Consider the following 26,606-nt stretch of genomic DNA (forward strand, 5'->3'; position numbering starts at 1 on the left):
GGCCAGGCCGGGTCAGACTCCTTGGTTGCTAACCGAAGAGTTCCCGGGCCTCCCGATACCGGGACTCAGGCACAACCTTGACGGTTCCAACGGCAACGCCCAGATCTACGGTGGAAATCCGGGTGCCCCGGAGCGACACCATGGTCCCCCAGCCTCCGGCCGCCGCCGCCCTGGTGGCCGCCATTCCCAAACGTGTTGCGAGAACCCGGTCAAACGCGGTGGGCTCCCCACCGCGTTGGATATGGCCAAGCACGGTCGCCCGGGTTTCGATTCCGGTCATTTCCTGCAGTTGTTGTTCCAGCAACATTGCGATGCCGCCGAGGCGGGGCCGGCCGAAGGTGTCCAGTCCGCGTGGCGAGTAAGGGGCTTTTTGGCCGGCCGGAACAAAGGCTTCCGCAACGACCACCAGGGGCGCCCGGCCGCGGTCATGAGCAGAGCTGACCCACGCAGCAATCTGGTTCAAAGGCACACGATGCTCGGGAATCAGGATGGCATGTGCTCCGGCGGCCATTCCTGCGTGCAGTGCGATCCAGCCGGCGTTGCGACCCATGACCTCTGCAATCATGCACCGGTGATGTGACTCACCAGTGGTGCGTAGCCTGTCGATGGCCTCGGTAGCAGTCTGAACTGCGGTATCGAAGCCGAACGTATAGTCCGTTGCTCCCAAGTCATTGTCGATGGTTTTCGGTACACCGATGACATTGATACCACTGTCCGAGAGGATCCGGGCGGCCGTGAGAGTCCCCTCTCCCCCTATCGCGATCAGGCCCGCCAGCCGGTGGCGGCCCATGGCAGCTGAAACAACTGCGTGACCGCCGGTTTCGGACAAAGGATTGGTCCGGGATGTGCCCAGGATGGTTCCACCCAGCCGGGAGATTCCACGTACTGCGCTTCGCGGCAAAGGCAGGGTGTCGTCTTCCAGGACGCCCCGCCAGCCGTCGCGGAATCCAATGAATTCACAACCATGGGTCTGTTCGCCGCTCAAAACCGCTCCACGGATGACAGCGTTCAAGCCCGGGCAGTCGCCCCCGCTGGTCAGGATTCCTACGCGCTTCATGTTTGTTCGCTTAGGTTCGTCGGTTCCAAGCGAAAACTCCGGCTTTCCCCGCATGCCAGCATCACGCTCCGGCCATGGACGGTTACCCTGATGGGCGGCGCGTCTGCAGCGGCGGACGAGACCCTGATACGCCCGTCCTTCAGTTGGACATCCAGAAAGTGTCCCCGGTAGGTCACGTGGAAAGACACCGCCCTCAGACCATGGGGCATGTTGGGGGTGAACGACAGCCCAGTACGATCCAGCCTCAGTCCGGCGAAGCTTCTCTGGACCACGTCTATGGTCCCTGCCATGGCGCCGAGGTGTATGCCCGCTTTCGTGGTGCCGTGCTGCGTATCATCGAGGTCGGCGTCCAAAGCTTCCCGAAAGCTGTCCCAAGCACGTTCCGGGTCTGAGGCGGCGAGTACGGACGCATGGGCAACCCGGCTCAGCGTGGACCCATGGGCGGTTCTGGCCAGGTAGTACTCAATCGTCCGGTCCAATTGTTCCCGCCGCAGCGAATAGCCGAGACCCTCCAGGAACGCGACAAGCCCTTGGCGCCCCAAGAGATAGGGCAACATCAGGACGTCGGCCTGTTTGGCCAGTTTGTACCTGTTGACGTCGTCGCCCTCTGCTTCGAGGATGAGATCCAGCCGTTCGATGTTGTCATACTCCTGGCGGTACTTCCCCCAGTCGAGTTCTGCCAGTTGCTCATATCCGGCAAATTGGCTGATGAGCCCGTCTTCGGTGAAAGGTACGAACATGCCGCGGGACAAACGGCGCCACTGCTCAAGCTCCTGTTCGGTAATGCCTAGTCGTTCCATCAGGCTCACTGCTTCATACCCGGAGAGCGTCCCAGTAATACCCGCTGCACGGGCGCACACCCATGCGGCCATCACATTGGTATACGCGTTATCGTCGAGGCCGGCCGTTTCATGCCCGGGTAGACGTGTGTGGTACTCATCCGGTCCCACCACGCCCCGCAGGTGATAGCGCTGGTCGGAAGGACTGTAGTCGACGGCGGCTGCGAAGTACCGGGCGACTTCAACAATAAGGTCTGCGCCCTTGTGCGATAACCAGCCAACGTCGTTCGTTGCCTCGAAGTACACCCAGGCATTGAACGCGACAGCAAGGCCTACGTGTCGTTGCAAACGCGAGAAATCCGCGACCCAGCGCCCGGATCTCGCATTGTAGAGCCACTGCGGCGTTTCCTCCGTTCCGTCGCTTCCGCTCTGCCAGGGGAACCGGGCGCCCGGGAAGCCCTCATCGGCTGCGGCCTGTCGTGCGGCAGGAAGGCGACGCCAGCGGTAGTCCAGCAGGGCGCGCGCGATGTCAGGCGTTCTGGAGGTAAGCACCGGAAGTACAAACAGTTCGTCCCAGAAAACATGACCCCTGTAGCCTTCACCATGCAACCCCCGGGCGGGAACACCGGCATCAAGTTCGGCGGTGTGCTGAGTCAGGGTCTGCAGCAGGTGGAACAGGTGGAGATTCAAGACCAGCTGCACCTGCGCGGGGGCATCCAGCTTCACCCGGAACGGACGGACTGTCCGCTGCCATGCTGACTGGTGCACAGCGAGGAGCTTGTCGAAATCGACGCCGGCCCTTTCCAGGCATGCGGCGGCCGCCGTGGCAGCGGAGGAGATGGGCCGGTCACGCGACGTGGCCACGGCCACAATGCGCGTCATGGTTAGCGCTGCCCCTTCGGAACAATGCACCTGAAATGTCTGAAAGTGGAATGCGCCCTTGCTGCCCTGGGTGGGATACGTACGGCTGCCCCCAGTGACATCGACGCGTAAACCAATGCCGAAGCGGATTTGGCTTTGGTTGGTTTCTGCTTCCACCATCAGGGTTGCACCGGAACGGCCTGCAGCACCGAATCTTGTTCTATCGATAAGGTGCGGTTGACCCGTGAGCGGGGGTTCTGCGATGTTTGCGTTGCGAATGCCGGCATCGACCCCGACCCTGACGTCGATCAGCCCTGTCCATCCCATGGGCGTCATGCGGGTCCTGATGGCGAGCAGGTGGGGATCGGCCATGGAGACGAAGCGCGTTTCGGCGACTTCGAGCTGCCGGCCGTCGTGCGCGGCCAGTATCAGCCTCCGGGTCAGGACGGCTTTGCCCATGTTGAGCGTTCGTCTCTCGCCGACGACCCGCAACCCCCCGTGGGACCACCAGGGACTGCCTTCCAGCCGCAAGTCCAGAGGTAGGCAATCCGGGGCATTGACCATATGCTCTTCCATGACGGTCTCTTGGCCGATTCGTGCATGAACCCGGTTATAGACCCCGGCGAGATACATCCCGGCGTACCTTGTGCTCCTGCTGGTTTCCGTTACAGCGCCCCGGACGCCCATGTAGCCGTTACCCAAGGTGGTCAGTGCCTCCCGGTGGCCCTCATGGTCGGGATCAGTACCTTCGAAAATCAGCTGCCAGGGGTTTCCCATGACCAAGCCAAGGTCAAGTTCGCCGACATCGTTGAGAACCACGTTCGCGCCGGCGTCTTCGAGTTGGTTCCGTGTTCCCCTGCGGTCAATGCCTACCACCAACCCGAACCCGCCCCGTCGGGCGGACCGGACCCCGGCAACGGAGTCTTCAATGACCACCGCACGCTTTGGCAAGACGTTGAGCCGGCGCGCTGCTTCAAGGAAGACGTCGGGTGCGGGCTTGCCGGGCAGGCCCGCCGCATTCGCTGCCGTACCGTCAAGAACCACGGCGAAGGCATCCGCCATGCCTGCCGCTGCGAGCACGGGAGTTGCGTTGCGGCTGGACGTCACTACCGCTGCTGGAACCCCCGCTGCCTTCAGCCCTTTCAGGAACTGCTCTGTCCCCCGGTACGTTTGGACACCGTCACTGCGCAGGCGTGCCAGGTAGGCCTTGTTCTTAAGTGCTCCCAGTCCAAATGCTGTCCACTCACCTGTGGGGTCGCTTGGCAGTCCCGCCGGGATGCGGACTCCCCGGGACTCCAGCAGATCCATCAGGCCTTGCTCACGTGGCTTTCCGTCCAGCAAAGCGAAGTAGTCGGCCGCGGTGAACGCGCGGTGGTCGGCGTCCGGCGGAAACCGGGAATCCTTGATGATTGATTCGTAGGCGTCTTTCCAAGCGGCCTGATGGACGGTCGCCGTGGCGGTAACCACTCCGTCCAGATCAAGAATGACGGCGTCATAGGGGGGCTTGGCCGCGGCGGCTGTGGGTGATCCTTTCATGTTGCCCTGTCCGGGGATACACCCTGCTCAGCGGCCGCGATCACCGGCAGGGTCCGCAGGAACGTGTCCGGGTTCAGCGAAACCGAGTCGATGCCCTCCTCCACCAGGAACCCTGCGAAATCTGCGTGGTTGCTGGGCCCCTGCCCGCACAGGCCAATGCTGATTCCTGCCCTGTGCGCTGCCCGGATTACTTGGGAAATCATCGTGGTTACCGCCGGATCGCGTTCATCGAACAGCCCGGCCAGTTGTTCCGAGTCACGGTCAACGCCCAGGACCAACTGGGTAAGGTCGTTGGATCCCACCGAGAAACCGTCAAACCTTTGAGCGAATTGTTCGGCCAGGACCACGTTGGAGGGCACCTCGCACATCATGTAGATCTTGAGCCCGTTGTCCCCGCGCACCAATCCATTGGCCGCCATGACTTCGATGACAGTGTCCGCCTCACGGGTTGTTCGGCAAAACGGGACCATGACAATGACATTGGTAAACCCGGCAACTTCCCTGACCCGCTTCAGGGCACGGCATTCCAGTGCAAACCCTTCCTGATATTCCTTGCTGTAATACCTTGAGGCACCCCGAAAGCCCAGCATGGGGTTTTCCTCCGGACGCTCGAAATACCGGCCCCCCATCAGATGCGCGTACTCGTTGCTCTTGAAGTCGCTGAGCCGCACAACCACAGGCCTGGGGTGGAACGGTGCCGCAATTTTTGCAATTCCCGTGGCCAGGACCGAAACGAAATACTCCTCGGGGCTCTGGTAGTTGGATGTCAGTTGACGGATTGATGCGGCTTCGACGTCATCGGTCACCCGCTCCGGGTGCGCCAAAGCCATGGGATGAACCCGGATCAGATTGTTGATGATGAATTCCATCCGGGCCAGCCCCACACCTGCTGCCGGCAACCGCCACCATCGGAACGCGGCCGAAGGACTGGCCACATTGATCATGACGTTGGTGCGGGTTTGGGGAAGTGTTCCCATGTCGACTTCCTCAACATCGAACGGCAGCAAGCCTTCGTAGACCCGTCCTTGCTCACCTTCAGCGCAAGATACCGTAACCGTCGCGCCGGGTTTGAGGACCGTTGTTGCCGTTCCCGTTCCAACAATCGCCGGGACCCCGAGTTCCCTGCTCACGATGGCTGCGTGGCTGGTGGGTCCCCCGTGATCGGTCACAATGCCCGCCGCCCGTTTCATGATGGGGACCCAGTCGGGGTCGGTCATCTGCGTGACCAGGATGGATCCATCCACGAATGATTCAATATCCCGCGCGTCCCGGATGACACAGACCGGTCCCTGCGCGATCGAATCGCCCACCGCCGCGCCGGAGGCCAGGATCCTGCCCGCACCCCGCAGGTGGTGCATTCGGAAAATGGCGCCGGAGCGCTGGGCCTGGACGGTTTCGGGGCGCGCCTGGACCATGAACAGTTCACCGGTGAATCCGTCCTTGGCCCACTCCATATCCATGGGACGGCCATAGTGGTTTTCGACAGCAACAGCCCACCGGGCCAGTTGTAAAACCTCCGGATCTGTCAGGACAAGTGAGCGCTGTTCGAGTTCGGTGGTGTCTACCATGCGAGTACGGGCGGTTCCGCCGCGGCTGTACACCATCTTGCGTTCCTTGGCCCCGATATCCCGCTGGATCACCGGCACCAGCGCAGAGTCACCCAAAAGGGGTTTGAAGACTTGGTATTTGTCGGGGTTAATGGTCCCCTGGACCACCGTCTCCCCCAGACCCCATGCAGCGCTGATGAGCACGCTGCGGGGAAAACCGGACTCCGTGTCAAGGGAGAACATGACGCCGGACGCCCCGACGTCGGACCGCACCATTCGCTGCACGCCGACGGACAGTGCCACATCCAGGTGCCCGAAGCCTTTGATCTCGCGGTAGCTGATGGCCCTATCGGTAAAGAGCGATGCGTAGCACTTCCTGCATGCTTGGAGGACGGCGCGCTCCCCGGAGACGTTGAGATAAGTTTCCTGTTGGCCGGCGAAACTTGCATCGGGCAAATCCTCCGCCGTAGCACTGCTCCGAACAGCCACCGCGAGCTGGTCCTGGCCCGCGCGGTCACACAGCATCCTGTAGCTCTGCTGGATTCTGCGGGCGAAGTCCGGCGGGAATTCCGCTGACAAGAGCGCTTCCCTGATGACCGTTCCGGCCTCGCGTAAGGTCGAGCGCCCGGAACGGTAGCTGTCCAGGGAGTCATTGATCACCGATTCGAGGCTGTTCTCGGATAGAAAATGGCGGTACGCGTCAGCCGTGGTGGCAAATCCATCCGGAACCTTCACCCCTGCTGCTCCAAGAGACCTTGTCAGCTCCCCCAGGGAGGCATTCTTACCTCCAACTGAGGGGATGTCTTGAATGCCTGAATCTTCAAACCACACGACGTGGGCACTGTTCAACGAAGCTTCACGTGCTGAATACATGTCTCGATTCTGGCCTCGTCACCATGCCGTGGGGAGGGTCTTTGGTCCCCGGCCCGCTGTGACTTTTGGCCCTGTTTGGCCGGCTGTCAGCCGCCCATGCTGGGACAAGAGGACAGGAGGCAAACCATGGAACTATCCAACTTCGAGAAGCTTGAACTGGACAAGATCGCCAAGGGACTCGAAGAAGAGGATCCCAAGCTGGCTGCGCTCATGAGCTTGGAGGACCTGGGACGAATCCGCTGGACGCAGGCCCTGCGTGGAGTCCTCGTCGGACTGGCCGGACTCGGCTTGTTACTCACCGGCGTCGCGCTCAGTGAGCCGGTACTGGGAATAACAGGCTTCATGGTGATGGGCGGTGGCACCTACTGGGCAACCCTCTTCATGGATGCCCGCCCCTCCCGCAGGAAGACAACTGCCTCCAGGCAACGTCAGGGAAAAGATGAGGAAACACCATGAAAGCAGTGATTGTTTACGATTCCGCCTACGGAAATACCAAGGCAATCGCGGAAGCGGTTGCTTCGGGCCTTGGACGCGGCAATGCCAGGACCGTTCCCGTCACCGAGTTCAGGCGTGCAGATGTCTCCGCCGGCGACCTGCTGGTAGTGGGAAGCCCCATCAACGGCTGGCGTCCTACCCCAAAGACCCTCGAAACACTGACCGCCGTTGAGTCCGAGGGACTCTCAGGGGTGCTGGCTGCTGCTTTCGACACCCGGGTCAAGCTGTTCATCCACGGTGACGCTGCCAGGAAGATTTCACGGCACTTGAAGAAGGCGGGAGCCACTCCCGTCAGCAAGCCCATGCCTTTCTATGTCGGAGGTACGGAGGGTCCCCTCCTTCCTGGCGAAACCGACCGTGCGAAAACCTGGGGTGGGCAACTCCTGTCCTTGATGAAGTCCCAGACCACCAAGAGGAGCCAGTGATGGCCGGGTATTTGGATCCCAGCAAGATGATCGTAGGTGTTGACGGGTCTCCTGCTTCGGTTGAAGCCTTGCGGCAAGGCCAGCATCTGGCCATGGCCCTCAATGCGCCTTTGGAGGCTTGGGCCTGTTGGGAATTGCCCGTCGGCTACGAGGCCTACCTGGCTATGGGGATCGACGGGTTTGCCCACGATGCGGAGCAGAACCTGGAGGAGGCGCTGGCGAAGGCATTCGGGGCGGACCTGCCGAAGAATGTGAGCAGGCGTCTCGTTAAGGGATCGGCCCGCGCCGCTTTGGTGGAGGGAAGCAAGCATGCAGCCTTCGTTGTCGTCGGCCGCCGCGGGCACGGAGGCTTCGGCGGCCTCCTTCTGGGCTCTGTGAGTTCGGCCGTCGTCGCCCACGCACATTGCCCGGTCGTCGTCGTCCATTCACGCGAAACCAGCCCCTGACATGGAACCTGACCAGAAAACGCGGCTGCCGGCAACCGAACCGGCCGGTGCGCCGACAAGCGGGCAGTCCGCCGTCGTAAAGTGCACTGGCTTGACCAAAGCCTTTGGCAGGACCATCGCGCTGGACGCCGTCAACCTGGCGGTGCCGGCCGGCGCGGTCTTCGGTTTTCTCGGACCGAACGGCGCAGGAAAAACAACACTGCTCCGCATCATGACCGGCCTGTCCCGGGCAACATCGGGAAGCCTCCGGATTCTCGGCATGCCCGTTGGCACCGACGCCCCCGGCACACGCCAGGACGTTGGATACCTCCCCGACGTCCCCGCTTTCTACGACTGGATGACCGCATCCCAGACGCTCCACTTCGCAGGCCGCCTCCATGGGCTTGAGGGTCAACGCCTGACAACGCGCGTCCACGAGTTGTTGGACTTCATGAAGCTCGATGGGAACAGCCAGGCAGTTGGAAAGTACTCCCGGGGAATGCGGCAACGTCTGGGGGTGGCGCAAGCCCTCGTCAACTCCCCCAAGCTTCTCCTCCTCGACGAACCCACCAGCGCCTTGGACCCGGGAGGGCGGAAGGAACTGCTGGAGTTCATCGGCGGCCTCAGGGGCCAGACCACCGTCTTCTTCTCCACCCACATCCTCAGCGACGTTGAGCGTGTCTGTGACTCGGTGGCGATCCTCGACAAAGGCAAGGTTCTCTCCCAGTCCACCATGGATGAGCTCCGGGCCAGGCACGGGCAGCAGACCATCGCAGTGGAGGTGAGCGCGGACGCGGACCGGCTCGCCCGCACCATCGCCGGGAAAAGCTGGTGCATCTCGGTCCATCCTGGGCCGAGGGGAGAGATCATGGCAAAAGTCTCTGACGTGGCGGCGGCCCAGCACGAACTTCCTGCCCTCATCAGTGACCAGGGAACCGGCTTGGTGCGGCTGGAAAGCGCCGAGATCAGCCTGGAAGATGTGTTCCTTGAGCTGGTGGGGGAATCGTTGCCATGAGCAGTTTCGAGGTCCTCGCCCGCAAAGAAGCACAGGAGATCGTCCACACGTGGCGAATCTGGGTGCTTCCCGTACTGGTGGTCTTTTTTGCAGTCATTGGACCGCCGCTGGCACGGATCACTCCGGAACTTCTGGGTTCCCTGACTGCCGGCACCCAGGGTGCGGTCACCCTGCCGCCGGCAACGTTTGCGGACGCCTACGGCCAATGGATCAAGAATCTTTCCCAGATCATCCTGTTCGCCATCATCATCATGTACGGCGGGATGGTTTCCACCGAAGTCCGTGAAGGCACAGCAGCTTTCGTACTCACCAAGCCCATACGCAGAAGCACGTTCATTACAGCCAAGGCAGCCGTTCACGGGCTCTTCGTCACCACCGTGATCATTGCGGGAACGCTGGCAACGTGGCTCGCAACGCAACTGGTCTTTGGTGAAGCACCCGCCGCACGGCTGTGGGGCCCGGCGCTGTTGCTCCTCCTCTACGCGCTCCTGATCCTGGCCTTCATGGAACTGTTCTCCGTCCTGATTCCGGCACCGGCAGGGGCCGCCGGTGCCGGGCTTGGCCTCTACGCCCTGTTGGTGGTTGGCGGGGCCTGGGAACCGTTGGCGAACTACTCTCCGGCCGGGCTCCCGGGCATCGCAGCGGCCATCATCGCGAACCAGCCGCATACGTCGTCAGCCTGGCCCGCAGTCACCGGGGCCGCTGCCGCAGGGGCCGCAGTAGTGCTGGCCATCCGGGTCTTCAAACGGAAAGAACTGTAGCCATGAGCAAACCCTCTTCCATTGTGATGCTCATTGTCGGAATCGTGTTGTCGTTCTTTGGATTCGCGCTCGCCGCCGGAGGAGCGGCAGTCGCTGTTCTGGGCTCACGTCAGGGAGATGAGGGTTTCTTCACCTCGCACACTGAACGCTACACGGTGGCCTCTTACGCTTTGGTTTCGCCGCAGCTGGATGCCATTGGTGAGGGCACCCCGGAGAGGCTGCCCTTCGACGTCGGCACGCTAAGGCTCAGGGCGACACCGGCCGAAGCCGGGAGCAATGTCTTCATCGGTATCGCGCCGCAGGCCGACGTCGATGCGTACCTCCGGGGAGTGCACCATACCGAGCTCCAGGAAGTGAGGTTCCAGCCCTTCCGGCCTGTTTACCGGGATGTACCCGGAACGTCCAACCCGGCCCTGCCCGCTGCCCAAAGCTTTTGGGCAGCTTCGGCAACAGGCCCCGGACAACAGGAGCTGACATGGAAGATTGCTGCGGGCAGCTGGACCGTGGTGGTCATGGACGCGGATGCCCGTGAGGGCGTGTCGGCCGACCTCCAAGCAGGCTTCCGTTCAGAGCTCATCAAACCGGCAGCTACAGGCTTGCTGGTGGGAGGCACCCTTGCCCTGGTCGTTGGTGTGCCCCTGCTGGTGGCCGGCGCGGCGGGACTCGGCAGGCATGGCAGGATCCATGCGCCTGCAACCGGGCACGTACCCCCAGCGGCCGGGCAACCGTGGGCAGCTGCGCTCCCGGCTGGCTCTCCGGTCCGTCTGGAAGGCCACCTTGACCCGGCCCTGTCACGCTGGTTGTGGCTGATCAAATGGTTCCTCGCGATTCCCCATTTCGTGGTGCTGTTTTCCCTTTGGTTTGCCTTCGCCGTCACCACCGTCATCGCCTGGTTCGCCATCCTTTTCACCGCCCGCTACCCGCAGTCGCTCTTCAACTTCAACGTAGGTGTCCTGCGATGGAACTGGCGTGTGGCTTTCTACGTATACGCCGCGGGCGGCACAGACCAATACCCGCCCTTCACCCTCGCCCGCACCAACTACCCCGCCGACCTGGAGATCGACTATCCGCCGCGGCTTTCGCGGGGACTGGTCCTCGTGAAGTCCTGGCTCCTGTTGATCCCGCATTTGCTCATTGTCGGGGCCTTGACCGGCACCGCAACGTGGGCGTGGCGGACTCAGGAAGGTCCGGCAGGTGTGGTGGGCGACCGGGGCGGCGGGTTGTCGCTGCTTGCACTCCTGGTCCTCATCGCGCTGGTGATCCTGCTTTTCACCGGCAGTTACCCCCGGCCGCTCTTTGCTTTCATCATGGGCCTCAACCGTTGGATCTACCGCGTGCTCGCCTACGGCACCCTGATGCGGGATGAGTATCCGCCTTTCCGGCTCGATCAAGGCCCTGATGAACCGGACGGTCCCCGGGAGCCGCCGTCGACCCAACCGGAAGGCCTGCCGTGAGTCCAAACAGCCCACCGCCATCGGACGACGTCCCGCGGCGGAACAAGGCACGACGGCGGGTGGCCGTCGTCGTGGTTCTGTCCGCCCTGGTGGTTATCGCCGTGGGACTGACGCTCATCATCAGCCTTCGCCCCGGCGGATCATCCAGCCCGGCGACACAAGGGGCATCGCCGGCGCCGACGACGGCCAGTTCATCGGCCACCCCCACGCCTTCCCCGCCAAGCACGGCACCTTCCCCGCCAGGCACGGCACCTTCCCCGTCAGGGACGATACCTGACACCGGGCCGGTGCCAGTTCCCCCACCGGAGCCTGAACCCACTGGACCCGGCGCCAGCACCGCCCCGCCGACCCCCACTGCCATTCCAGGGCTTCTCCTCGGACAAGACGTGACATCCATCCCGGGAGCAGGAAACCGGATCGCACTGACCTTCGACGGCGGCGCCAACGCGGCCGGACTTCAGGCCATTCTGTCTACGCTGGAACAGAAACAGGTCAGTGCTACCTTCTTCCTGACAGGGACCTGGGCAGCGGCCAATCCCGACGGTGTGGCGCGGATAGTGGCTGCGGGGCACCGGCTGGGCAACCATTCCATGACCCATCCGGCCTTCACCCAGCTCACGGACCCGATGATCGCCGACGAAATCGTTCGCGCCGAGTCGGCGATTGTTGCCGCGGGTGGCGCACCCCGCCCCTTCTTCCGCTTCCCCTTTGGAGATCGCGATACCCAGACCATCAATGACGTCAACAACCTCGGTTACATCGCCGTGCGCTGGAGCGTGGACAGCCTGGGGTGGAAAGGAACCAGCGGTGGGATGACCCGTGATGCCGTTACCCAAAGGGTCTTGGACGCTTTGCAGCCCGGCGGCATCGTGCTCATGCACATCGGTTCGAATCCTGACGACGGAAGTACCTTGGACGCAGATGCCTTGCCGGGCCTCATTGAAGGGATAAGGTCCGCCGGATATGGTTTCGTCACGCTCGATGCCCTCTTGGCCGGGTAGTCCACGGGTTCGATCCGATGAAGAACGGCAGCGACACAGCCCACCACAGCCTGCATGCCCATGAAGTGGTCCTTCTCCTGTAGGCCGATGCCTTCCGTGGCCTGGACCCCGATGAGGTCGCCGACCGTCGCCGGACTTATGGATTGAACATGCTCCCAGGGGCGGCACGGATGGGGTTGCTCCGTGCTGCCGGGCGCCAAGTCAACAACCCCCTGGTCTTCGTGCTGCTGGCCGCAGCCACCGTAACCCTGCTCCTTGGCGAATATGTGGATGCGTGGGTCATCCTGGGAGTCGTCCTGGTAAATGTCTCCATCGGACTCCTCCAGGAGATCCGGGCGGAGGCCGCGCTTGATGCCCTGCGCTCACTTGTCCCCACTCACAGCGTCGTGGTCAGAGGAGGAATACGAACGGAAGTCCCTTCCGAGTACCTGGTTCCCGGTGACCTCGTCTTGCTGGAAGCAGGAGAGAAGGTCCCTGCGGATATTCGTTTGGTACGGGAATCCGGTCTGGAGGTGGACGAGTCCATGCTGACGGGCGAGTCCGAACCCGCGAGCAAAGACGAAGTTGTCCTCCCCCTGACCACCCCTGTGGCTGATCGCCGGAACATGCTTTACGGAGGGACGCTCGTCACCACGGGAAGTGGCGCCGGCGTCGTCGTCGCCACAGCTGGAGAGACGAGCTTGGTCAGATTCAGCGGCTCCTGGGCGGGGTCAAGCCAGCACCCAGTCCACTCACCAGAAAAATCGGCTCCTTCAGCACGACGCTGACCATGGTGATCCTTGCCTTGGCCGCTGTCGCTTTCGTTATCGGGGTGGGCAGGGGGCAGCACCCCGCAGAGATGTTCACGGCCGCGGTCGCCCTGGCGGTGGGTGCGATACCCGAAGGCTTGCCTGCAGCCGTCTCAGTCACCTTGGCCATCGGGGTCAGGAGGATGGCGCGCCGCCGCGCTGTGGTTCGTCGGCTGCCCGTTGTTGAGACCCTGGGAAGCACCACCGTCATCTGTTCGGACAAGACAGGCACTTTTACTGAGAACCAGATGACGGTGGTTACAGTCCGAACCCCTGGCGCCCGATACGACGTCACGGGGGCCGGATACGGGCCCGAAGGTGACATCGTCTCCCACGTCGTCGGCACGTCCGAGGTGGATCCGGCGGCCACCAGGGACGACGCCCTGTATTGGTGCCTTGTTGCCGGCGCCCTATGTAATGAGTCCTCTGTCGTCCGCGAGAAGGGGCAATGGCAGGTGCGGGGTGATCCCACGGAGGCGGCGATGATTGTGGCCGCCGCCAAGGGCGGCCTCGACATCGAAAGTTTCACTGCAGGGCATCCTCGGAGATACGCCATTCCTTTCAGCCACGAGCGCCAGTACATGGCGAGCTTCCACGCTGACACAGCCTCGGGCACCGACATTGTGGTCTTGGTCAAAGGGAGCTTGGAACGTGTGCTGGAGCGCTCCTCGAGCCAGATGGGCAGCGACGGGACTGCCCGGCCGCTCGATGGCCGGAAGATCAGCCTTGCTGCCGGAGAACTGGCAGGTAGCGGGCTGAGAATACTCGCCACAGCCATGAAGCGCTTGACCGGTGAACCCTCTTTCAATCCGGAGCTTGAACCGGACGGGCTTGTCTTTACCGGTTTCCAGGCGATGCACGATCCCCCGCGTCCGGCAGCGGCAGGAGCAGTGCGAGCCTGCCGTGATGCGGGCATCGCCGTCAAGATGATCACGGGCGACCACCTGGGAACCGCCACAGCGATTGCTGCAGCCGTTGGTCTGGGCAGCCCCGATGCCCCCGGGACGTCATTCGCCGGCACCGACCTCGAAGGCATGGGAGAGCAGGACCTGGCAGCCGCCGTCGAGAAGGCATCGGTTTTTGCACGGGTGTCCCCTGAACTGAAACTTCGCCTGATCTACGTGCTGCAAAATAACGGTCACGTAGTGGCCATGACCGGCGACGGCGTCAATGATGCGCCGGCGCTGCGCCAGGCCAATGTCGGCATCGCCATGGGACGCACCGGGACGGAGGTAGCCAAGGAGGCCTCGGACATCGTCCTGACCGATGACAATTTTGCGACCATTGAGGCCGCTGTCGAGGAGGGGCGGAATGTCTTCGACAATCTGGTCAAATTCATCACATGGACGCTGCCCACCAATATGGGTGAAGGCCTGGTGATCCTGGTGGCTGTCGTCCTGGGGCTGACGCTTCCCATCCTGCCGACGCAGATTCTGTGGATCAACATGACCACGGCGGTTGCCCTGGGGCTGATGCTCGCCTTCGAACCCAAGGAACCCGGCCTCATGGCCAGGCCGCCACGGAAACCGCACCAGTCTTTGCTGACGTGGACATTGACCATGCGTGTGCTGCTTGTGTCGGTTCTGCTGGTCGGTGGAACGTGGTGGATCTTCGAATACGAACTGGGCCAAGGGTCCATGCTGGAGGAAGCCCGGACCTCTGCCGTCAACCTGTTTGTCATGGTGGAGCTTTTCTACCTGTTCAGTTGCAGGTCGCTGACCCGTTCAGTGTGGAAAATGCGTCCCTTCAGCAACCCGTGGCTTGTGGTGGGTGTCCTCATTCAGGCCATCGGACAGGCCGCGATGACTTACATGCCGTTCATGAACTCCCTGTTCCACACGGCGCCGCTCTCAGGCGAAGCCTGGCTGCGCATCCTGGGCGTTGCCCTGCTGGCGTCCTTGGCAGTGGCAGGGGACAAACACTTTCGACGCAACAGCTATCAAGGAGGAAAGACATGATCATTGTGCTGCTTCTCATCATTCTTGGGCTGGTAGCCCTCACATCACTGGCCGGCGGGATGGTGATGGCTCTTGGATCCTGGCTTGGCCCGGACCGCCTGGGCCTGCCGCCCGGGATTCAGCTGCCACCCGAGTATCTGGAAGGCTCTCCCTTCAGCACTTACCTTATTCCGGGGATGTTGCTGGCATGCGTAGTGGGCGGGCTTCATACGGCGGCCTTTGTCCTGCTCATGAGGCGTCACCGATTTGCTTACTTGGCGGCCACCACGGCGGCGTACTCCATCCTGGTGTGGATCTTCGTGCAGATGTCCCTTATTCCCTTCAGCGCGCTGCAGGCCGTCTATTTCGCTGCGGGGCTGGCAGAACTTGGCCTGCTGTTGCTGCTCCTGGGCATCACGCCGACGGCTGAGCGGCAGGCTACGGCACAGCTGGCAGGTGTGCACGGACTGGGCGGCGGGACTTTGGGCCCTGTTAGGGGCGATCGCACCGCCGTAGGATCACCGCATGACCGACAAGAACATAGTGCCTGAGGCAGAAATACTCGGAGCCGACGACTGCTGGAGGCTACTGGGCGAAACACACGTTGGCCGTCTCTCCGTCATTGTGGACGGCCACCCGGACATCTTTCCGGTGAATTTCGCGGTGGACAATCAGACGATCGTCTTCCGAACCGGGATGGGGACCAAACAGCAGGCCATGGAAGCCGACGCCGTGGTGGCTCTGGAAACCGACTCGGTGAGCGCCGAGTTCGGCATTGCATGGAGCGTCGTGGTCAAAGGCGCGGCACAGGAGGCCAGCCCCGGAGGACCCGCCCTGGACGAAGTGCGACGGGCACTCTTCCCTTGGCAAGGAGTTGGTCAGGACTTCCTCTACCGGATAGTCCCCCGGTCCATCACCGGCAGGCGCTTTGATCTGTCAGCCCCCATGTCCCTGCGAACTCCGCTCGACGACGCCACGCGCGCAGGCTTGGAATAGGTCCTGGCCGCCCGCTGTGCCCTGTCTCTTTCCCAGGATGCAGCCGCTTTCCGGCCCGGTTCTGCCGATGCCTTGGCCATCTGCGAGGCGGTCATACCAATGGTCCACGAGCCCCTCCCATTTAGAGTCGTTCGGCCCTGTCGGTGGGGCCTCGGGCACGGGAATCTGGTGACATGAGCACTTTGGACCCCACCCCCAGAAGAATCCACACTCCCGAGCAGCCCACTGCGGTGGTCCGCGAGCGCGTGCCCATGAAGGAACTGACGGACTTTTTCGGTCGCGCCTTCGGCACGGTGATGGCGGCCGCGCAAGCCCAGAATGCCAGTCCGGCCGGGCCGCCTTTTGCCCTCTATCACGGCATGCCAACCGATACCGTGGACGTCGAAGCGGGTTTTCCCATCACACCGAACTTCTCAGCGGCAGATAGTGTCCGGAGCGGCGTACTCCCTGAGTCAGATGCCTTCGAAGCCGTTCACAAGGGCCCGTACGACACGTTGGAACGGACGTACGGGCTCATCCTCGAGCGAATGAGCGCTGAGGGAATCACACCGTCCGACACCATGTGGGAGTTCTACCTCAGCGACCCGGAAAAGCAGCTGGATCCGAGCACGTGGCAGACGCGTGTTGTGTGGCCGATCGAGTCCGGACCAAAGGTGGCTTGAGCATGGAGATGCGGCAGACGGCGCCCAGGAAAGGGTTGCACGGCCTTCATCCGGGTTGGTTGGCCCGACACCAGGACCAACAGACCCAAGGATCCGGGAAACTTCAGGTAGTGGTCAGGTTGGAGCCTGATCATCCAGCGGCATGCACGCCGTGGTCGAGGGCGGCATTCTCCCCCTTGAGGCGGATCCGCATCGTGGAAACCCTCCCGCCAAAGTGCCCAACCTCCAGAAAGCAGGCGATGACATGAGCAATGAACTGCCAATTTCCGTTGGCATGAAGGATTCAGCACAAAGCGAAGCAGCACTGGTTTGGGCTGCCCGGCGGGCCGAAGAACACCATGTGCCTTTAGCGGTCCTGCACGTCGTCGATGACCGGTGGCTTATCGAACCGGCGTCGTGGAGGGAATCTCTCAGACATCAAGGCGAGAAGTTGCTGGAGGCTGCTTCTGCGCGAATAAGGGAGCGATTCCAAGTAAAGGTCAGCACCCAGCTGCTCTCCGGCAGTGTGGCTGCCACATTAGGCGAGTATGCGCGGAAAACGTCCCTGATGGTGATCGGTTCCGGCAGCCCGCACCTTGGGGGTTCATGGACGGACCGTGCCCTGCAGATAGCCGGAGCTTCGTCCGGTCCTGTGGCCGTCGTGACGGCAGTTGATGACCAAGCGAACAGACACGGCATTGTGGTTGGTGTGGACGGTTCGGAAAACTCGCTTAAGGCCGTCGCCTACGCCGCCGCTGAGGCTGACCGGGAAGGACAGCCACTCACCGTTGTTCACGCCTACAACGCGCCTGATCCCGTGGCGGATGCCGGATTGGCGCCTGTAGAACTCCAAAGACTGATCAGTGAACAGGAACGAGTCGTGCTCGCGGAGACCGTGGCCGGGTTGAGTTCGTCCTACCCCGATTTGGCCATCAAGACGTTGTCGAAAGCGCACGAAGAACCTGTTAAGGCGCTGGTTGAGGCATCGGCCCATGCCAAGCTGTTGGTTCTGGGAAGCCGAGGACGAGGCGGCTTTTCACGGATGCTGCTGGGATCCACTGTCCACGGTGTCCTATCCCACCTTTCCTGCCCAACTATTGTCATCCCTCCGGAGCGGACGCCCGAGGACAATTAGTCTGATTCCCGGGGTGGCGACTTCCCGCGCGTCGCCTCCCCTGACCCATGGAGGCCCCCGTGACAGAGGTACTCAGATATGAAGTTGGATCCGGCACTGTGCTGGTCGAGGTCGATGAAAACAGCTATGGAGTGAACCACCCATCCCGTAACGAGCAAGGCATCCTGGATGTGGACAGGCGGCTTGAAGACGCACTGGCCAGCGTCAGGCCGGCAGCGGCGGCTGCGCTGGAAGCCATGAAGGAACTGGCTCCCGAACATTTGGAAATCGAGTTCGGGATCAAACTGGCCGGGGACGCTGGCGCACTGTTGGCAAAGTCGACGCCCGAGGGCCATTTCATCATCAGAATGTCCTGGTCGCCGGACCATCATGCCGCGGAACCAGACATCCGCCAGCACGCGGGCGAATTCATCTGAGTCCTCCTCGAAAGAGCGGATGGCATGTCTTCGCGTCCAGCGCACCCTGCGAAAGTGTCGGAGGCCCTGTTCATGCGCATTTTAGCTAGATAGACTTGCATCTCCAGGTTCGAAGTAACTGAGGTGCGTGATGAACGGCTTCGACCAGCAAGCGCTGACAAGGGCAGCTATTGAATTACTTGCCCTCACTCCCGACGACGTCTGGGTCGCCCAACTCGCCAACGGAGGCAATACGAGCAGGGGCCAGATCGCTGCCTACTGCGCGGCGGAAGGAAGCCTCAGCTGTCCCGCCAGGGACGCGGTGTCGCAGGCCGTCAACGAACTGATCATGGATTTCGACCTGCCACTGAGGGTTCCCTACAGTTTCGACCCGGAAATGGGAAGTGCCGAACCCCGGGAGCAGGTGTAGCAGATGTTCCCGTGCATTGCCCCTGTCACCCGTGAGAGATCAAATACCATGAGTGGGACGTTCAGAGACGTCAATCGTCACGGTCGGCGGGTCCTTGGTGCGGCCCGCCGTCATCGTCCGCGGGCCCTGGTCCGATCTGTATTGCTGACCCGATACCCGTAAAGCAGCAATCCGGCGCCCACCAGGAGCACCAGGGTCACTGCGGCAAAATCTCCCGCGATGAACTGTTCAGCGGACTGGAAAGCAAGGATCCCACCCAGCAACCCCAGCACGGCTGCGGGAATCAGCGGCCACTTCATCCGTTCTGTACGGCCGTCAACGTGGACGCGGACAGTGGACAGCACGGCGAACGTGGCCGCCAGGCCAAGCATGAAGATTGTCGCAGCCGGCAGCCCCTGCCACTCCTGGGGAAGGGCCACCACCACTGCCAGTACCAGCATGACGCCGCCCGGAATCAGGGCCCACCAGTGCGCGCGCTCACGGACATAGACCGCTCCAAAACCGCAAGCCATGAACACAAACAGCATCGTCCCGGCAGTCAGCCCTGTCGCAAGTTGGCTGGCGACCACCGTTGCTGCCAGCCCAAGGAAAACGGAGCCGGGGATGGCTGCCCACCAGTTTTCGCGCTGTTTGAAGAAAAGGCCCAGGAACACAGCTCCCACCGCGGTGAAGGTCAGGGGTGGTACGTATTCCCCGCTTCTGAGTAGATCAAGCTGATCCAGCAGCAGGAGTCCACCCATGGACATCAGGATAACCCCGGCAATGATGCTGGTTGTTGTCGTTTTCATCTACGCCTCCCTGATCTGCTCAGGCAGATGGGTGTTTGCCTCTTCAAGGCTAGGAGTCCCTTACGGCCCGTTTGTAGGGCCCAAAGCCCTACTACCAGGATCCCTAAAAGCCGGAGGAACTGCCCGAGCCGGAAAAACTTCCGCCCGTGCTCCCGTAGCCTGTGGTGCCGCTCTCTCCGCCCCGAACCGCGCTTACGCTGCTGACTCCGGAATCCAGCCCCGAGCTGAAGGTCGCCACGGAGAAAAACTGATAAGACGGGTAGACGGCGCCCAGGATGCTTGGCTCGTAGCTCCGGTGCCGGCCATGTCCGTGAGGATGGTTATCAGACGGAAACATCTCCTTGCGCATCAGTTCGGCTTCGCGCGTGTCCTTGGCATAGCCGTTGATCACCGTTTCAGCATGCTCCTGCAGAAGCGCTGCCAGTCGGGTGCGAGCAGCATAGAGGTGGTCGAGTGCCTCCTCCGGGGTGAACTTGTCTTCGCTGAGGGCAGCGGTCCAGCCTTCAATTTCACGAAGGCTCTCGTCCCGGAAAGACCTCAATGCCACGGCGCTTGCCGTGTCTCCCTGTCCGTGTCGTTTCGCAAGGAGCTGCTCCAGGCCGGCCAAATCGCTGCGGAATGGTGCCAGTTGCCGGTCCCACGCTGTAGGCCATGTACTCGTACGGTTGAGCAACGAGTTGGTGTCGGCAATGACGTCATCCAAAGCATCGAGTTCGGAAGCGGCGTCTGCGTATTGGCGGGTCAGCACCAAATTCCTTCGGCGGCTCAATTGGCGGCTTGTCAGTTCGTGGACCCGCTGCGACAGGTGGCTCGCCGCATCGTATCGAGTGAGGAAGTTGCGGTGCTTCTCCAACACCCTTCCACCGTACGACGATGCCGCAGGAATAGTGCCGGCGTTCAGTTCGGTCACCTCCAGATCCATGCTGACATTGGCGAAGCTGCGGTCCCCACGTTGGATTTCCCGTCGGTTTGCTGATCTTGCAACGGCCCGGAAAGTAATCCAGGCTCCCGCACCCACGCCCAAAGCTCCGGCAGAAATCCACATGGAAGCCACGAAAACGGACGATTCATACCATGGCTGGTTGATGAGCTCGGCCGCGCGCCGAACACCAGTGATGGTTCCTTCCGTCCATTGGGCATCACGCAGGAGTTCTTTGGAAGCCGCTTGAATGTCGGCGCGCTGCTCAGGCGACACTTTTCGGTTCTCACCCATGTACGTGCCAACATGCCGACCCACCGGATCAACGGCGAAGATGAAGAGACCGTCAGCCCACTTTTGACCGTCAGCGCTGATCCATTCCGGATGCCCGGCCCGGGCGAACCTCAGCACCTCCTCATTGAGGTTGTCCTCGGTGCTTCCGTTGTACGTGTACACCACAACTTTGGTGGGCTCGTGGAACTCAATGCCCTTAATCGCATCCACCAACGTTTTCCGGTCCAACACCCCCGCGCTGTCATAAACCTCCACCGCCGCGGGCGGAACCGCAGAGGCCACGGCAGGACCGCCGAGGCCAATCGTGAGAATCAGCAGCAGGTCCCAAAGACCCCGGGCCAACAGGGCCAATCGTGGCATTGGCACCTTTGACCTCAAATTGCGTTCCAGCCGTTGTCCGAGGCGAGCACAACGCCGTTGATGTTTGAGCCGTCCCGGCTCAAGAGGAAGGTGATCCCGGCGGCAAGTTCACTGGCTTCTGCGATGGGCTGAACGTTTGTTTGCATGAAGGGCCCCAGCACCTCGGCGGCGAGTTGGGACTTGAACTCGGCATGGATGTTGGTACGCGTGCCGCCAGGAGCCACCGCGTTCACGCGTATCCCCCGGCGTCCGTACATGACCGCGGCACTGCGCGTGAGACCGATGACAGCGTGCTTTGACACCGTGTAGGCAGTACCGGCCGCCGAGCCGCGCAGGCCTGCTTCGGATGACACATTGACAATGGATCCGTAGCCCGCCTCCAGCATGGTTGGCACCACGGCTCTCATCAGGCGCATCATGGACGTCAGGTTGACGTTCAGGACGTTCTCCCATGTGTGGTCATCGAGCTCGTGGACGGGCTGAAAGCTGTCCATGATGCCGGCAACATTGGCCAGTGCGTCAACGTAGCCCTCCGCCGCTGCCACGACACGTTGCACTGCGTCTTCCTGGCTGATGTCGCCCGCTACCGGAACGAGGTCCAGTTCCCCATTCGCGGCCTGCAGCTGAGCCAGGCCGTCCTCGCTGAGGTCACTGGCGATGACGCGACCACCTTCACGGGCCACCCGCAGTGCGGTGGCACGTCCTATGCCTGAGGCAGCCCCTGTAACGATCACTGTCTGGCCCGTGAAGCGGCCTGGGGTGATGTTTTCCTGCCAGATGACCATGGGAAGCTCCTTCGCGGACCTGCTTGCTGTATCGGCTGATCCGCTGAGAAGCTTGCGGCCCTGAATCCAAGCTAAAGCGGGATCTCCATGCACTCAGGGTCGCGTTTCACGGATGGCGCCGAACAGGGCCTAAAGGCCCTGAAGGGGATTGCTCACGGCGCGTCACCCTGGTAAATCAGCAGCCCAAGCTCAGGCGCCGGCGGGTTGGCGCCTAAGCGCGAGCAGATGATGGCGCCAGCACGGTTGGCATACGCGGCCACGATCAACAGCTCGTCCTCGGATAACGAGTTCAGCTTCTTCCTCCCTCCCGCACCGAGGGCGCCCAACCGGGCCAAGCCCGAGATGAGCCCTGCCATGAACGAGTCGCCCGCACCCACGGTATCCGCCACTCCGTAAGTGTCGTCGTCGAAGTGGGCCACGAGGTTGGTTCGCGGGCCGAGCCGCGAAACACCAACGGTGACGTTGAGTGGGCTGCCACCGGGATGCGCCTGGGATTCCGACGTTCGGGGGTCTTGGATGATGTCGACCAACGATTCGCCAACCACCGTGACCAAAACACCTGTGTGACTCATCGTCCCGGATACACCACGGCTTTGAGCTGGCCGGGCTGCTTGCCCGCCGTGAGTGCCGCCTCGGAGTCAGCGAGGCCGAACTTCCCGGTGACCAATATGTCCAGGTCGACTTTTCCGTCCGCCAAGAGTTGGATGGCGAGGGGCCAGGTGTTGGTGTAACGGAACACGCCGGAGAGCCAGATCTCGCGGTTCTGGATGTAGGAAACGGGCAGTTCGACGTCGTCCGCACCGAGTCCCACCAGGACCACGCGGCCCGCAGGTCCCACGGCCTTAATGCCGGAATGGACCGCCTGGGGTGCGCCGGAAGCGTCGATGAACGCATCGACGTCGAGCCCTTCCACACTGTCCGTTCTCGCGTTCAACGCGTGCGTCGCACCGTGTTCCAGGGCAAAAGCCAGGCGCTCTTCGGCGATGTCCGTGATGTGGATTTCGCTGGCGCCGAAGGCTCGGGCTGCTTGGCCGACGATGATGCCGATGGGGCCGGCGCCCGCGATCAGGACGCGGCTGCCGGGCTTGATCTCTGCGCGTTCACACGCCCATAGCCCCACGGAGAGAGGTTCGATCAGGGCGGCGGCTTCGTCGCTGACGCTGTCCGGGATGTCGTAGGCGAAGTCCGACTGGATGGTCACATACTCGGCGAATGCGCCGTCCACCGGAGGGGTGGCGTAGAACTCCATGTCGGGGCACAGGTTGTAGCGGCCCGCTTTGCACTGCTTGCAGGTACGGCACGGGCGTTGGGGTTCGACGGCGACCCTCGCACCGATGCGGGCAGGGTCCACAGAACTTCCGACGGCGGCAATCCGGCCCGCGAGTTCGTGGCCGAGGATCAGAGGATGGTCCACTACGTAGTCGCCGATCCGGCCGTGCTCGTAGTAGTGGACGTCGCTGCCGCACACGCCGACGGCGGCAACCTGTACCAGAACCTGGTCGGCTTCGAGCTGAGGGACGGGCAGCTTCTCCATGGTCATCTCGCCTTGCCGTTGCAGGATGGCGGCCCGCATCGTGGAAGGTAGTTCGGGCTGTCCGACGTGTGGGGTGTGGGTGGTTGAGGTAGTCATGAGGGGAATCCTTTGAAAGAAAAGTTACTTGACCGCACCGAGGGAAAGGCCTTGGACGAGCTTGTCCTGGGCTGCGAAGCCGGCAAACAGTACGGGGAGCGAAATGACGACGGCGGCGGCGCAGACTTTGGCGAGGAACAGTCCTTGGCCTGAGACGAAACCGGTGAGGAAAACGGGTGCTGTTCCGGCGACGACGCCGGTGAGGACCCGCGCCAAGAGCAATTCGTTCCAGCTGAAGATGAAACAGATCAGCGCCGTTGCCGCGATTCCCGGCATTGCCACGGGTGCTATGACCTTGCGGAGCGTAAGGAGCAGGTTGGCCCCGTCGATCTGTGCAGCTTCCAGCATTTCCACCGGCACCTCGGCCAGGAAGGACCGCATCATCCACACCGCTATAGGCAGGTTCATGGAGGTGTACATCAGGATCAGGAACCAGATATTGTCCAAGGCCCCCACTGTCCTGGCAAAAAGGTACAGCGGAAGGATTGCGGCCACCACGGGCATCATTTTGGTGGAGAGGAAGAAGAACATGACGTCAGTCCACTTCTTTACCGGCTTGATGGAGAGTGCATATGCGGCCGGAATGGCGAGGATAAGGACTAGGCCCGTCGACAAGATGGAAGCAGTGGCGGAGTTGATCAGTGACGGCCAGGGGCTGACACCGGACGTTTCTCCGAAGAACTCCTTGTAGGCGTCCAGGGTGAGGTTCGCCGCGAGGGAGGGAGGGTTGGTTGCTGCATCTGTTTCGGAGTGAAACGAGGTCAGGATCATCCACAGGACCGGTGCGGCGAACAACAACGCCAGCAGCCAAGCGGCGAGGCCAGCGGCGGTGTTGTTGCGCGTCGGGTCCATGCGGGACTTCCCCCGACGGCGGGCACCGGCTTGTGTGGCGGATGTGGTGTTGGCTTTGGCAGGAGTGAGCGTGCTCATCGTGCCGCCTCCTTCTTGAAGAGTGAAAAGACAGTGCGGAGTGCGAACGTGGCCACGATGATGGTCCCGATGACCACCACCACGCCCGCCGCTGAAGCCAGGCCGTATTCGTTGGCGAAGTAGAACGTCTGGTAGATCGCGTAGGGCAGGTTGGCTGTGCCGAGCCCGCCGGCGGTGAGGGTGAAGACGGCGTCGAAGTTCTGCACAATATAGATCGCGCCGAGCAGCCCGCCGAGCTCCAGGTACTGGCGCAGGTGCGGCAGGGTCAGGTGCCGGAAGATGGCCCACGGTGAGGCGCCGTCCATCTGGGCTGCTTCCACAGTGTCCATGGGCCGGGACTGCAGGCCCGCGAGCAGGATCAGCATCATGAACGGCGTCCACTGCCACACGAGCGAGATGATGACTGCCATCAGTGGCGCTTGGGACAACAAGTCCAGCTGGGGCGGGGTCGCACTGCCGAACAGGGACCAGATCCCCGTTAGGATCCCGTTGATGAGCCCATACGCCGGGTTCAGCAGGGCATGCTTCCAGATCAGGGCCGCCGCAACCGGCACCACCAGGAACGGTGCGATCAGCAGGGTCCGGGCCAGGCCGCGTCCGATGAATTTCTTGTTGAGCAACATGGCAAGGCCGAGCCCGATAAGCAGGCTGAGCAGCACCACGGAGACGGTGAGCACGATCGTGGTCAAGATGGCCTGGCGGAGGTCAGGGTCGGTGAGAACCGTGACGTAGTTCCCGAGCCCCGCGAATGCTGTCTTGTCCGGGCTCAGGCTGTTCCAGTTCAGGAACGAGATGATCAGGGTCACCACGAATGGAAGCTGGGTGACGATGATGAGGAAGACCAGTGCCGGGAGCAAGGGTGCGCGACGTGCCCATGCCACTGCGCGTTCGCGGGATCGGGGGCTTCGAGATGGTGCGGCTGTGGCATGTCCCGGGCGGGAGATACGCGCCGTTGCGGTAGTCATGATGTTCTCCTGCGGTTCCGTTAGTGCTTCTTGTACTTGTCGCCGACTTTTTGTGCGGCTTCCTGGCCCTTGGCCAACGCATCGGCCACACTGCCTTGACCGGCGATGGCTGAGCTGACGCCTTGGGAGACGTTGGTGCCCAGGGCAGCGAACTCGGGGATGCCGACGAACTGTATGCCGACGGCGGGCCGTTCCTGCATGCCGGGGTTTTTCGGGTACGCGTTTTCAATGGCAAAGCGTTCGGCTTTGAAGAAAGGCGCCGCGTTCTGGAAGTCTGCATTCTCGTAAGTGGAGATGCGCTTGCCGGAGGGGACCTTCGCCCAACCAAGCTCGGAGGCCACAAGTTCTTCGTATTCCTTGGAGCTGGCCCATGCGATGAACTTCCCGGCGGAATCCTGCTTCTTCGAGGCCGCCTGCATGGCCCAGGACCAGGTCCACAACCAGCCGGAAGACGCTGTCTGCTTCACCGGCGCTTGGACGTAGCCGATCTTGCCTTTGACCGGTGAGGCCTCGGCTTCGAGGGCGCCGGCGGCCGACGTGGCGTCGTACCACATGGCCACTTTGCTCTGGGTGAGGTTGTTCAGGCATTCGGTAAACCCGGCCTGGGCTGCTCCGGCTTCGCCGTGCTCGCGGACCAACGTGGTGTAGAACTCGGTGGCTTCCGTGAACTCGGGAGAATTGACCTTTGCGTTCCAGTCTTTGTCGAACCAGGTACCGCCGAAGGTATTCACTACAGTCGTGAGCGGCGCGAAGACCTGGCCCCAGCCCGGCTGGCCACGGAGGCAGATGCCCTTCATGCCCGGCTCGGCACCATCCACCTTGGCGGCAAGATCGGCCACTTCATCCCATGTCGGCTTCTCCGGCATGGTGAGGCCCTTGGCATCGAAAACATCCTTTCGGTACATCAGGAAAGAAGATTCACCGTAGAAGGGTTCGCCGTAGAGCCTGCCGTCGGTCCCGGTGAGGGAGGCCGTGTACGCGGGAAGGATGTCGGCCTGATTGAACTCCGCGTCCTTGGCAATATCGTCCAGAGGGGCCAGCCAGCCGTTGGCCGAGTAGAACGGGATCTCGTAGTTGGACAACGACGCGACGTCGTACTGACCGGCTTGGCTGGAGAACTCCTGGCTGATCTTCGCCCGGACATCGTTTTCCGGTAACACCGTGTAGTTGACGCGGATGCCGGTTTCCTTGGTGAAGTTATCCGCAGTCAACCTTTGCAGGTCCTCCATCTGCGGGTTGTTGACCATCAGCACGTTGATGCTGTTCTGGTCACCTGCCCCGGCTCCGCCCGCTCCGGCACATGCCGTGGCGGAAAGCGCAATGCACAGGGCTCCTGCTGACAGGGCTGCCGCACGTGTTTTTGGGCGCATTGAGGACTCCTTCG

General features: G+C 62.2%; 25 protein-coding genes and 1 pseudogene. 15 read left to right on the top strand and 11 right to left on the bottom strand.

The features are described 5' to 3' along the window. Positions 1-28: 28 nt before the first annotated feature. From J2Y68_RS02590 to ppsA, 3 genes are read right to left on the bottom strand one after another with little or no spacing between them, the layout of a single operon-like run. Positions 29-1,057, bottom strand: a complete 1,029-nt coding sequence (locus tag J2Y68_RS02590; protein WP_309989298.1) for a 6-phosphofructokinase — start codon at positions 1,055-1,057, stop codon at positions 29-31. Next, a complete protein-coding gene (locus J2Y68_RS02595) occupies positions 1,054-4,233 on the bottom strand; it encodes an HAD-IA family hydrolase (protein WP_309989301.1) in 3,180 nt (1,059 codons plus the stop codon). Before J2Y68_RS02595 ends, J2Y68_RS02590 begins: the two co-directional genes overlap by 4 nt. Continuing rightward, on the bottom strand, positions 4,230-6,653 hold the full coding sequence (gene ppsA / locus J2Y68_RS02600; protein ID WP_309989304.1) for a phosphoenolpyruvate synthase: 2,424 nt from the start codon (positions 6,651-6,653) through the stop codon (positions 4,230-4,232). Before ppsA ends, J2Y68_RS02595 begins: the two co-directional genes overlap by 4 nt. Positions 6,654-6,779: 126 nt before the next feature. Between ppsA and J2Y68_RS02605 the strand changes: the two genes are divergently transcribed. From J2Y68_RS02605 to J2Y68_RS02675, 15 genes and pseudogenes are all read left to right on the top strand, one after another. Next, entirely contained in the window at positions 6,780-7,109 is a 330-nt protein-coding gene (locus J2Y68_RS02605) for a DUF3040 domain-containing protein (RefSeq protein WP_309989306.1), read from the top strand. Beyond that, positions 7,106-7,573, top strand: a complete 468-nt coding sequence (locus J2Y68_RS02610; RefSeq protein ID WP_309989308.1) for a flavodoxin family protein — start codon at positions 7,106-7,108, stop codon at positions 7,571-7,573. Before J2Y68_RS02605 ends, J2Y68_RS02610 begins: the two co-directional genes overlap by 4 nt. Next, on the top strand, positions 7,573-8,019 hold the full coding sequence (locus J2Y68_RS02615) for a universal stress protein (protein ID WP_309989311.1): 447 nt from the start codon (positions 7,573-7,575) through the stop codon (positions 8,017-8,019). The genes J2Y68_RS02610 and J2Y68_RS02615 overlap by 1 nt, the downstream gene beginning before the upstream one ends. 91 nt (positions 8,020-8,110) lie before the next feature. Beyond that, complete coding sequence (locus J2Y68_RS02620; RefSeq protein ID WP_309989314.1) at positions 8,111-9,013, top strand: ABC transporter ATP-binding protein; 903 nt, start codon at positions 8,111-8,113, stop codon at positions 9,011-9,013. Continuing rightward, the gene (locus J2Y68_RS02625) at positions 9,010-9,774 is read left to right on the top strand and encodes an ABC transporter permease (protein ID WP_309989316.1); all 765 of its coding nucleotides are present in this window, start codon (positions 9,010-9,012) and stop codon (positions 9,772-9,774) included. The genes J2Y68_RS02620 and J2Y68_RS02625 overlap by 4 nt, the downstream gene beginning before the upstream one ends. 2 nt (positions 9,775-9,776) lie before the next feature. Continuing rightward, positions 9,777-11,228, top strand: coding sequence for a DUF4389 domain-containing protein (locus tag J2Y68_RS02630; RefSeq protein WP_309989318.1), 1,452 nt, complete (start codon positions 9,777-9,779; stop codon positions 11,226-11,228). Further along, positions 11,225-12,229 carry a polysaccharide deacetylase family protein gene (locus tag J2Y68_RS02635; protein ID WP_309989321.1) on the top strand — a complete coding sequence of 335 codons (1,005 nt, stop codon included), beginning with the start codon at positions 11,225-11,227 and terminating at the stop codon, positions 12,227-12,229. The genes J2Y68_RS02630 and J2Y68_RS02635 overlap by 4 nt, the downstream gene beginning before the upstream one ends. A gap of 149 nt (positions 12,230-12,378) precedes the next feature. After that, positions 12,379-13,229, top strand: a pseudogene (locus J2Y68_RS22000) (P-type ATPase actuator domain-containing protein); the annotation flags it as partial. Then, positions 13,209-14,975: a cation-translocating P-type ATPase gene (locus J2Y68_RS22005; RefSeq protein WP_397334643.1), complete on the top strand. Its 1,767-nt coding sequence runs from the start codon at positions 13,209-13,211 to the stop codon at positions 14,973-14,975. The pseudogene J2Y68_RS22000 and the gene J2Y68_RS22005, both read left to right, overlap by 21 nt. Next, positions 14,972-15,505: a hypothetical protein gene (locus tag J2Y68_RS02650; protein WP_309989323.1), complete on the top strand. Its 534-nt coding sequence runs from the start codon at positions 14,972-14,974 to the stop codon at positions 15,503-15,505. The genes J2Y68_RS22005 and J2Y68_RS02650 overlap by 4 nt, the downstream gene beginning before the upstream one ends. Beyond that, positions 15,480-15,950, top strand: a complete 471-nt coding sequence (locus J2Y68_RS02655) for a pyridoxamine 5'-phosphate oxidase family protein (RefSeq protein ID WP_309989324.1) — start codon at positions 15,480-15,482, stop codon at positions 15,948-15,950. The genes J2Y68_RS02650 and J2Y68_RS02655 overlap by 26 nt, the downstream gene beginning before the upstream one ends. 173 nt (positions 15,951-16,123) lie before the next feature. Next, positions 16,124-16,612: a GyrI-like domain-containing protein gene (locus J2Y68_RS02660; RefSeq protein ID WP_309989326.1), complete on the top strand. Its 489-nt coding sequence runs from the start codon at positions 16,124-16,126 to the stop codon at positions 16,610-16,612. Positions 16,613-16,856: 244 nt separating this feature from the next. Then, positions 16,857-17,726 carry a universal stress protein gene (locus J2Y68_RS02665; protein ID WP_309989329.1) on the top strand — a complete coding sequence of 290 codons (870 nt, stop codon included), beginning with the start codon at positions 16,857-16,859 and terminating at the stop codon, positions 17,724-17,726. A 59-nt stretch (positions 17,727-17,785) separates the two neighbouring features. Further along, positions 17,786-18,142: a CU044_2847 family protein gene (locus J2Y68_RS02670; protein ID WP_309989331.1), complete on the top strand. Its 357-nt coding sequence runs from the start codon at positions 17,786-17,788 to the stop codon at positions 18,140-18,142. 130 nt (positions 18,143-18,272) lie between these two features. Continuing rightward, positions 18,273-18,551 (top strand): hypothetical protein, encoded by a 279-nt coding sequence (locus J2Y68_RS02675; protein ID WP_309989334.1) that lies wholly within the window; start codon positions 18,273-18,275, stop codon positions 18,549-18,551. Between the two features lie 110 nt (positions 18,552-18,661). Here J2Y68_RS02675 and J2Y68_RS02680 read toward each other — a convergent pair whose 3' ends face one another. From J2Y68_RS02680 to J2Y68_RS02715, 8 genes are all read right to left on the bottom strand, one after another. Further along, positions 18,662-19,339: a hypothetical protein gene (locus tag J2Y68_RS02680; RefSeq protein WP_309989336.1), complete on the bottom strand. Its 678-nt coding sequence runs from the start codon at positions 19,337-19,339 to the stop codon at positions 18,662-18,664. Between the two features lie 103 nt (positions 19,340-19,442). Continuing rightward, on the bottom strand, positions 19,443-20,912 hold the full coding sequence (locus tag J2Y68_RS02685) for a DUF5129 domain-containing protein (protein WP_309989337.1): 1,470 nt from the start codon (positions 20,910-20,912) through the stop codon (positions 19,443-19,445). A gap of 14 nt (positions 20,913-20,926) precedes the next feature. Further along, the gene (locus J2Y68_RS02690; RefSeq protein WP_309989340.1) at positions 20,927-21,697 is read right to left on the bottom strand and encodes an SDR family NAD(P)-dependent oxidoreductase; all 771 of its coding nucleotides are present in this window, start codon (positions 21,695-21,697) and stop codon (positions 20,927-20,929) included. Positions 21,698-21,849: 152 nt separating this feature from the next. Beyond that, positions 21,850-22,269 carry a PfkB family carbohydrate kinase gene (locus J2Y68_RS02695; RefSeq protein WP_309989343.1) on the bottom strand — a complete coding sequence of 140 codons (420 nt, stop codon included), beginning with the start codon at positions 22,267-22,269 and terminating at the stop codon, positions 21,850-21,852. Then, positions 22,266-23,327, bottom strand: coding sequence for an NAD(P)-dependent alcohol dehydrogenase (locus J2Y68_RS02700; protein WP_309989345.1), 1,062 nt, complete (start codon positions 23,325-23,327; stop codon positions 22,266-22,268). The genes J2Y68_RS02695 and J2Y68_RS02700 overlap by 4 nt, the downstream gene beginning before the upstream one ends. Positions 23,328-23,351: 24 nt before the next feature. Then, on the bottom strand, positions 23,352-24,257 hold the full coding sequence (locus tag J2Y68_RS02705; protein WP_397334640.1) for a carbohydrate ABC transporter permease: 906 nt from the start codon (positions 24,255-24,257) through the stop codon (positions 23,352-23,354). Continuing rightward, the gene (locus tag J2Y68_RS02710; protein WP_309989347.1) at positions 24,254-25,222 is read right to left on the bottom strand and encodes a carbohydrate ABC transporter permease; all 969 of its coding nucleotides are present in this window, start codon (positions 25,220-25,222) and stop codon (positions 24,254-24,256) included. Before J2Y68_RS02710 ends, J2Y68_RS02705 begins: the two co-directional genes overlap by 4 nt. Before the next feature lie 20 nt (positions 25,223-25,242). Next, positions 25,243-26,592, bottom strand: coding sequence for an ABC transporter substrate-binding protein (locus tag J2Y68_RS02715; protein ID WP_309989350.1), 1,350 nt, complete (start codon positions 26,590-26,592; stop codon positions 25,243-25,245). Positions 26,593-26,606: the final 14 nt, after the last annotated feature.

The sequence above is a fragment of the Paenarthrobacter nitroguajacolicus genome (assembly GCF_031455195.1).
Classification (GTDB): Bacteria; Actinomycetota; Actinomycetes; order Actinomycetales; family Micrococcaceae; genus Arthrobacter; species Arthrobacter nitroguajacolicus_D.

Bases quoted from the DNA above. Each gene is read 5' to 3' on its own strand.
- J2Y68_RS02590 (WP_309989298.1), bottom strand. From the start codon at position 1,057: ATGAAGCGCGTAGGAATCCTGACCAGCGGGGGCGACTGCCCGGGCTTG.
- J2Y68_RS02595 (WP_309989301.1), bottom strand. From the start codon at position 4,233: ATGAAAGGATCACCCACAGCCGCCGCGGCCAAGCCCCCCTATGACGCC.
- ppsA (WP_309989304.1), bottom strand. From the start codon at position 6,653: ATGTATTCAGCACGTGAAGCTTCGTTGAACAGTGCCCACGTCGTGTGG.
- J2Y68_RS02605 (WP_309989306.1), top strand. From the start codon at position 6,780: ATGGAACTATCCAACTTCGAGAAGCTTGAACTGGACAAGATCGCCAAG.
- J2Y68_RS02610 (WP_309989308.1), top strand. From the start codon at position 7,106: ATGAAAGCAGTGATTGTTTACGATTCCGCCTACGGAAATACCAAGGCA.
- J2Y68_RS02615 (WP_309989311.1), top strand. From the start codon at position 7,573: ATGGCCGGGTATTTGGATCCCAGCAAGATGATCGTAGGTGTTGACGGG.
- J2Y68_RS02625 (WP_309989316.1), top strand. From the start codon at position 9,010: ATGAGCAGTTTCGAGGTCCTCGCCCGCAAAGAAGCACAGGAGATCGTC.
- J2Y68_RS02630 (WP_309989318.1), top strand. From the start codon at position 9,777: ATGAGCAAACCCTCTTCCATTGTGATGCTCATTGTCGGAATCGTGTTG.
- J2Y68_RS02650 (WP_309989323.1), top strand. From the start codon at position 14,972: ATGATCATTGTGCTGCTTCTCATCATTCTTGGGCTGGTAGCCCTCACA.
- J2Y68_RS02655 (WP_309989324.1), top strand. From the start codon at position 15,480: ATGACCGACAAGAACATAGTGCCTGAGGCAGAAATACTCGGAGCCGAC.
- J2Y68_RS02660 (WP_309989326.1), top strand. From the start codon at position 16,124: ATGAGCACTTTGGACCCCACCCCCAGAAGAATCCACACTCCCGAGCAG.
- J2Y68_RS02665 (WP_309989329.1), top strand. From the start codon at position 16,857: ATGAGCAATGAACTGCCAATTTCCGTTGGCATGAAGGATTCAGCACAA.
- J2Y68_RS02675 (WP_309989334.1), top strand. From the start codon at position 18,273: ATGAACGGCTTCGACCAGCAAGCGCTGACAAGGGCAGCTATTGAATTA.
- J2Y68_RS02680 (WP_309989336.1), bottom strand. From the start codon at position 19,339: ATGAAAACGACAACAACCAGCATCATTGCCGGGGTTATCCTGATGTCC.
- J2Y68_RS02685 (WP_309989337.1), bottom strand. From the start codon at position 20,912: ATGCCACGATTGGCCCTGTTGGCCCGGGGTCTTTGGGACCTGCTGCTG.
- J2Y68_RS02690 (WP_309989340.1), bottom strand. From the start codon at position 21,697: ATGGTCATCTGGCAGGAAAACATCACCCCAGGCCGCTTCACGGGCCAG.
- J2Y68_RS02695 (WP_309989343.1), bottom strand. From the start codon at position 22,269: ATGAGTCACACAGGTGTTTTGGTCACGGTGGTTGGCGAATCGTTGGTC.
- J2Y68_RS02700 (WP_309989345.1), bottom strand. From the start codon at position 23,327: ATGACTACCTCAACCACCCACACCCCACACGTCGGACAGCCCGAACTA.
- J2Y68_RS02705 (WP_397334640.1), bottom strand. From the start codon at position 24,257: ATGAGCACGCTCACTCCTGCCAAAGCCAACACCACATCCGCCACACAA.
- J2Y68_RS02710 (WP_309989347.1), bottom strand. From the start codon at position 25,222: ATGACTACCGCAACGGCGCGTATCTCCCGCCCGGGACATGCCACAGCC.
- J2Y68_RS02715 (WP_309989350.1), bottom strand. From the start codon at position 26,592: ATGCGCCCAAAAACACGTGCGGCAGCCCTGTCAGCAGGAGCCCTGTGC.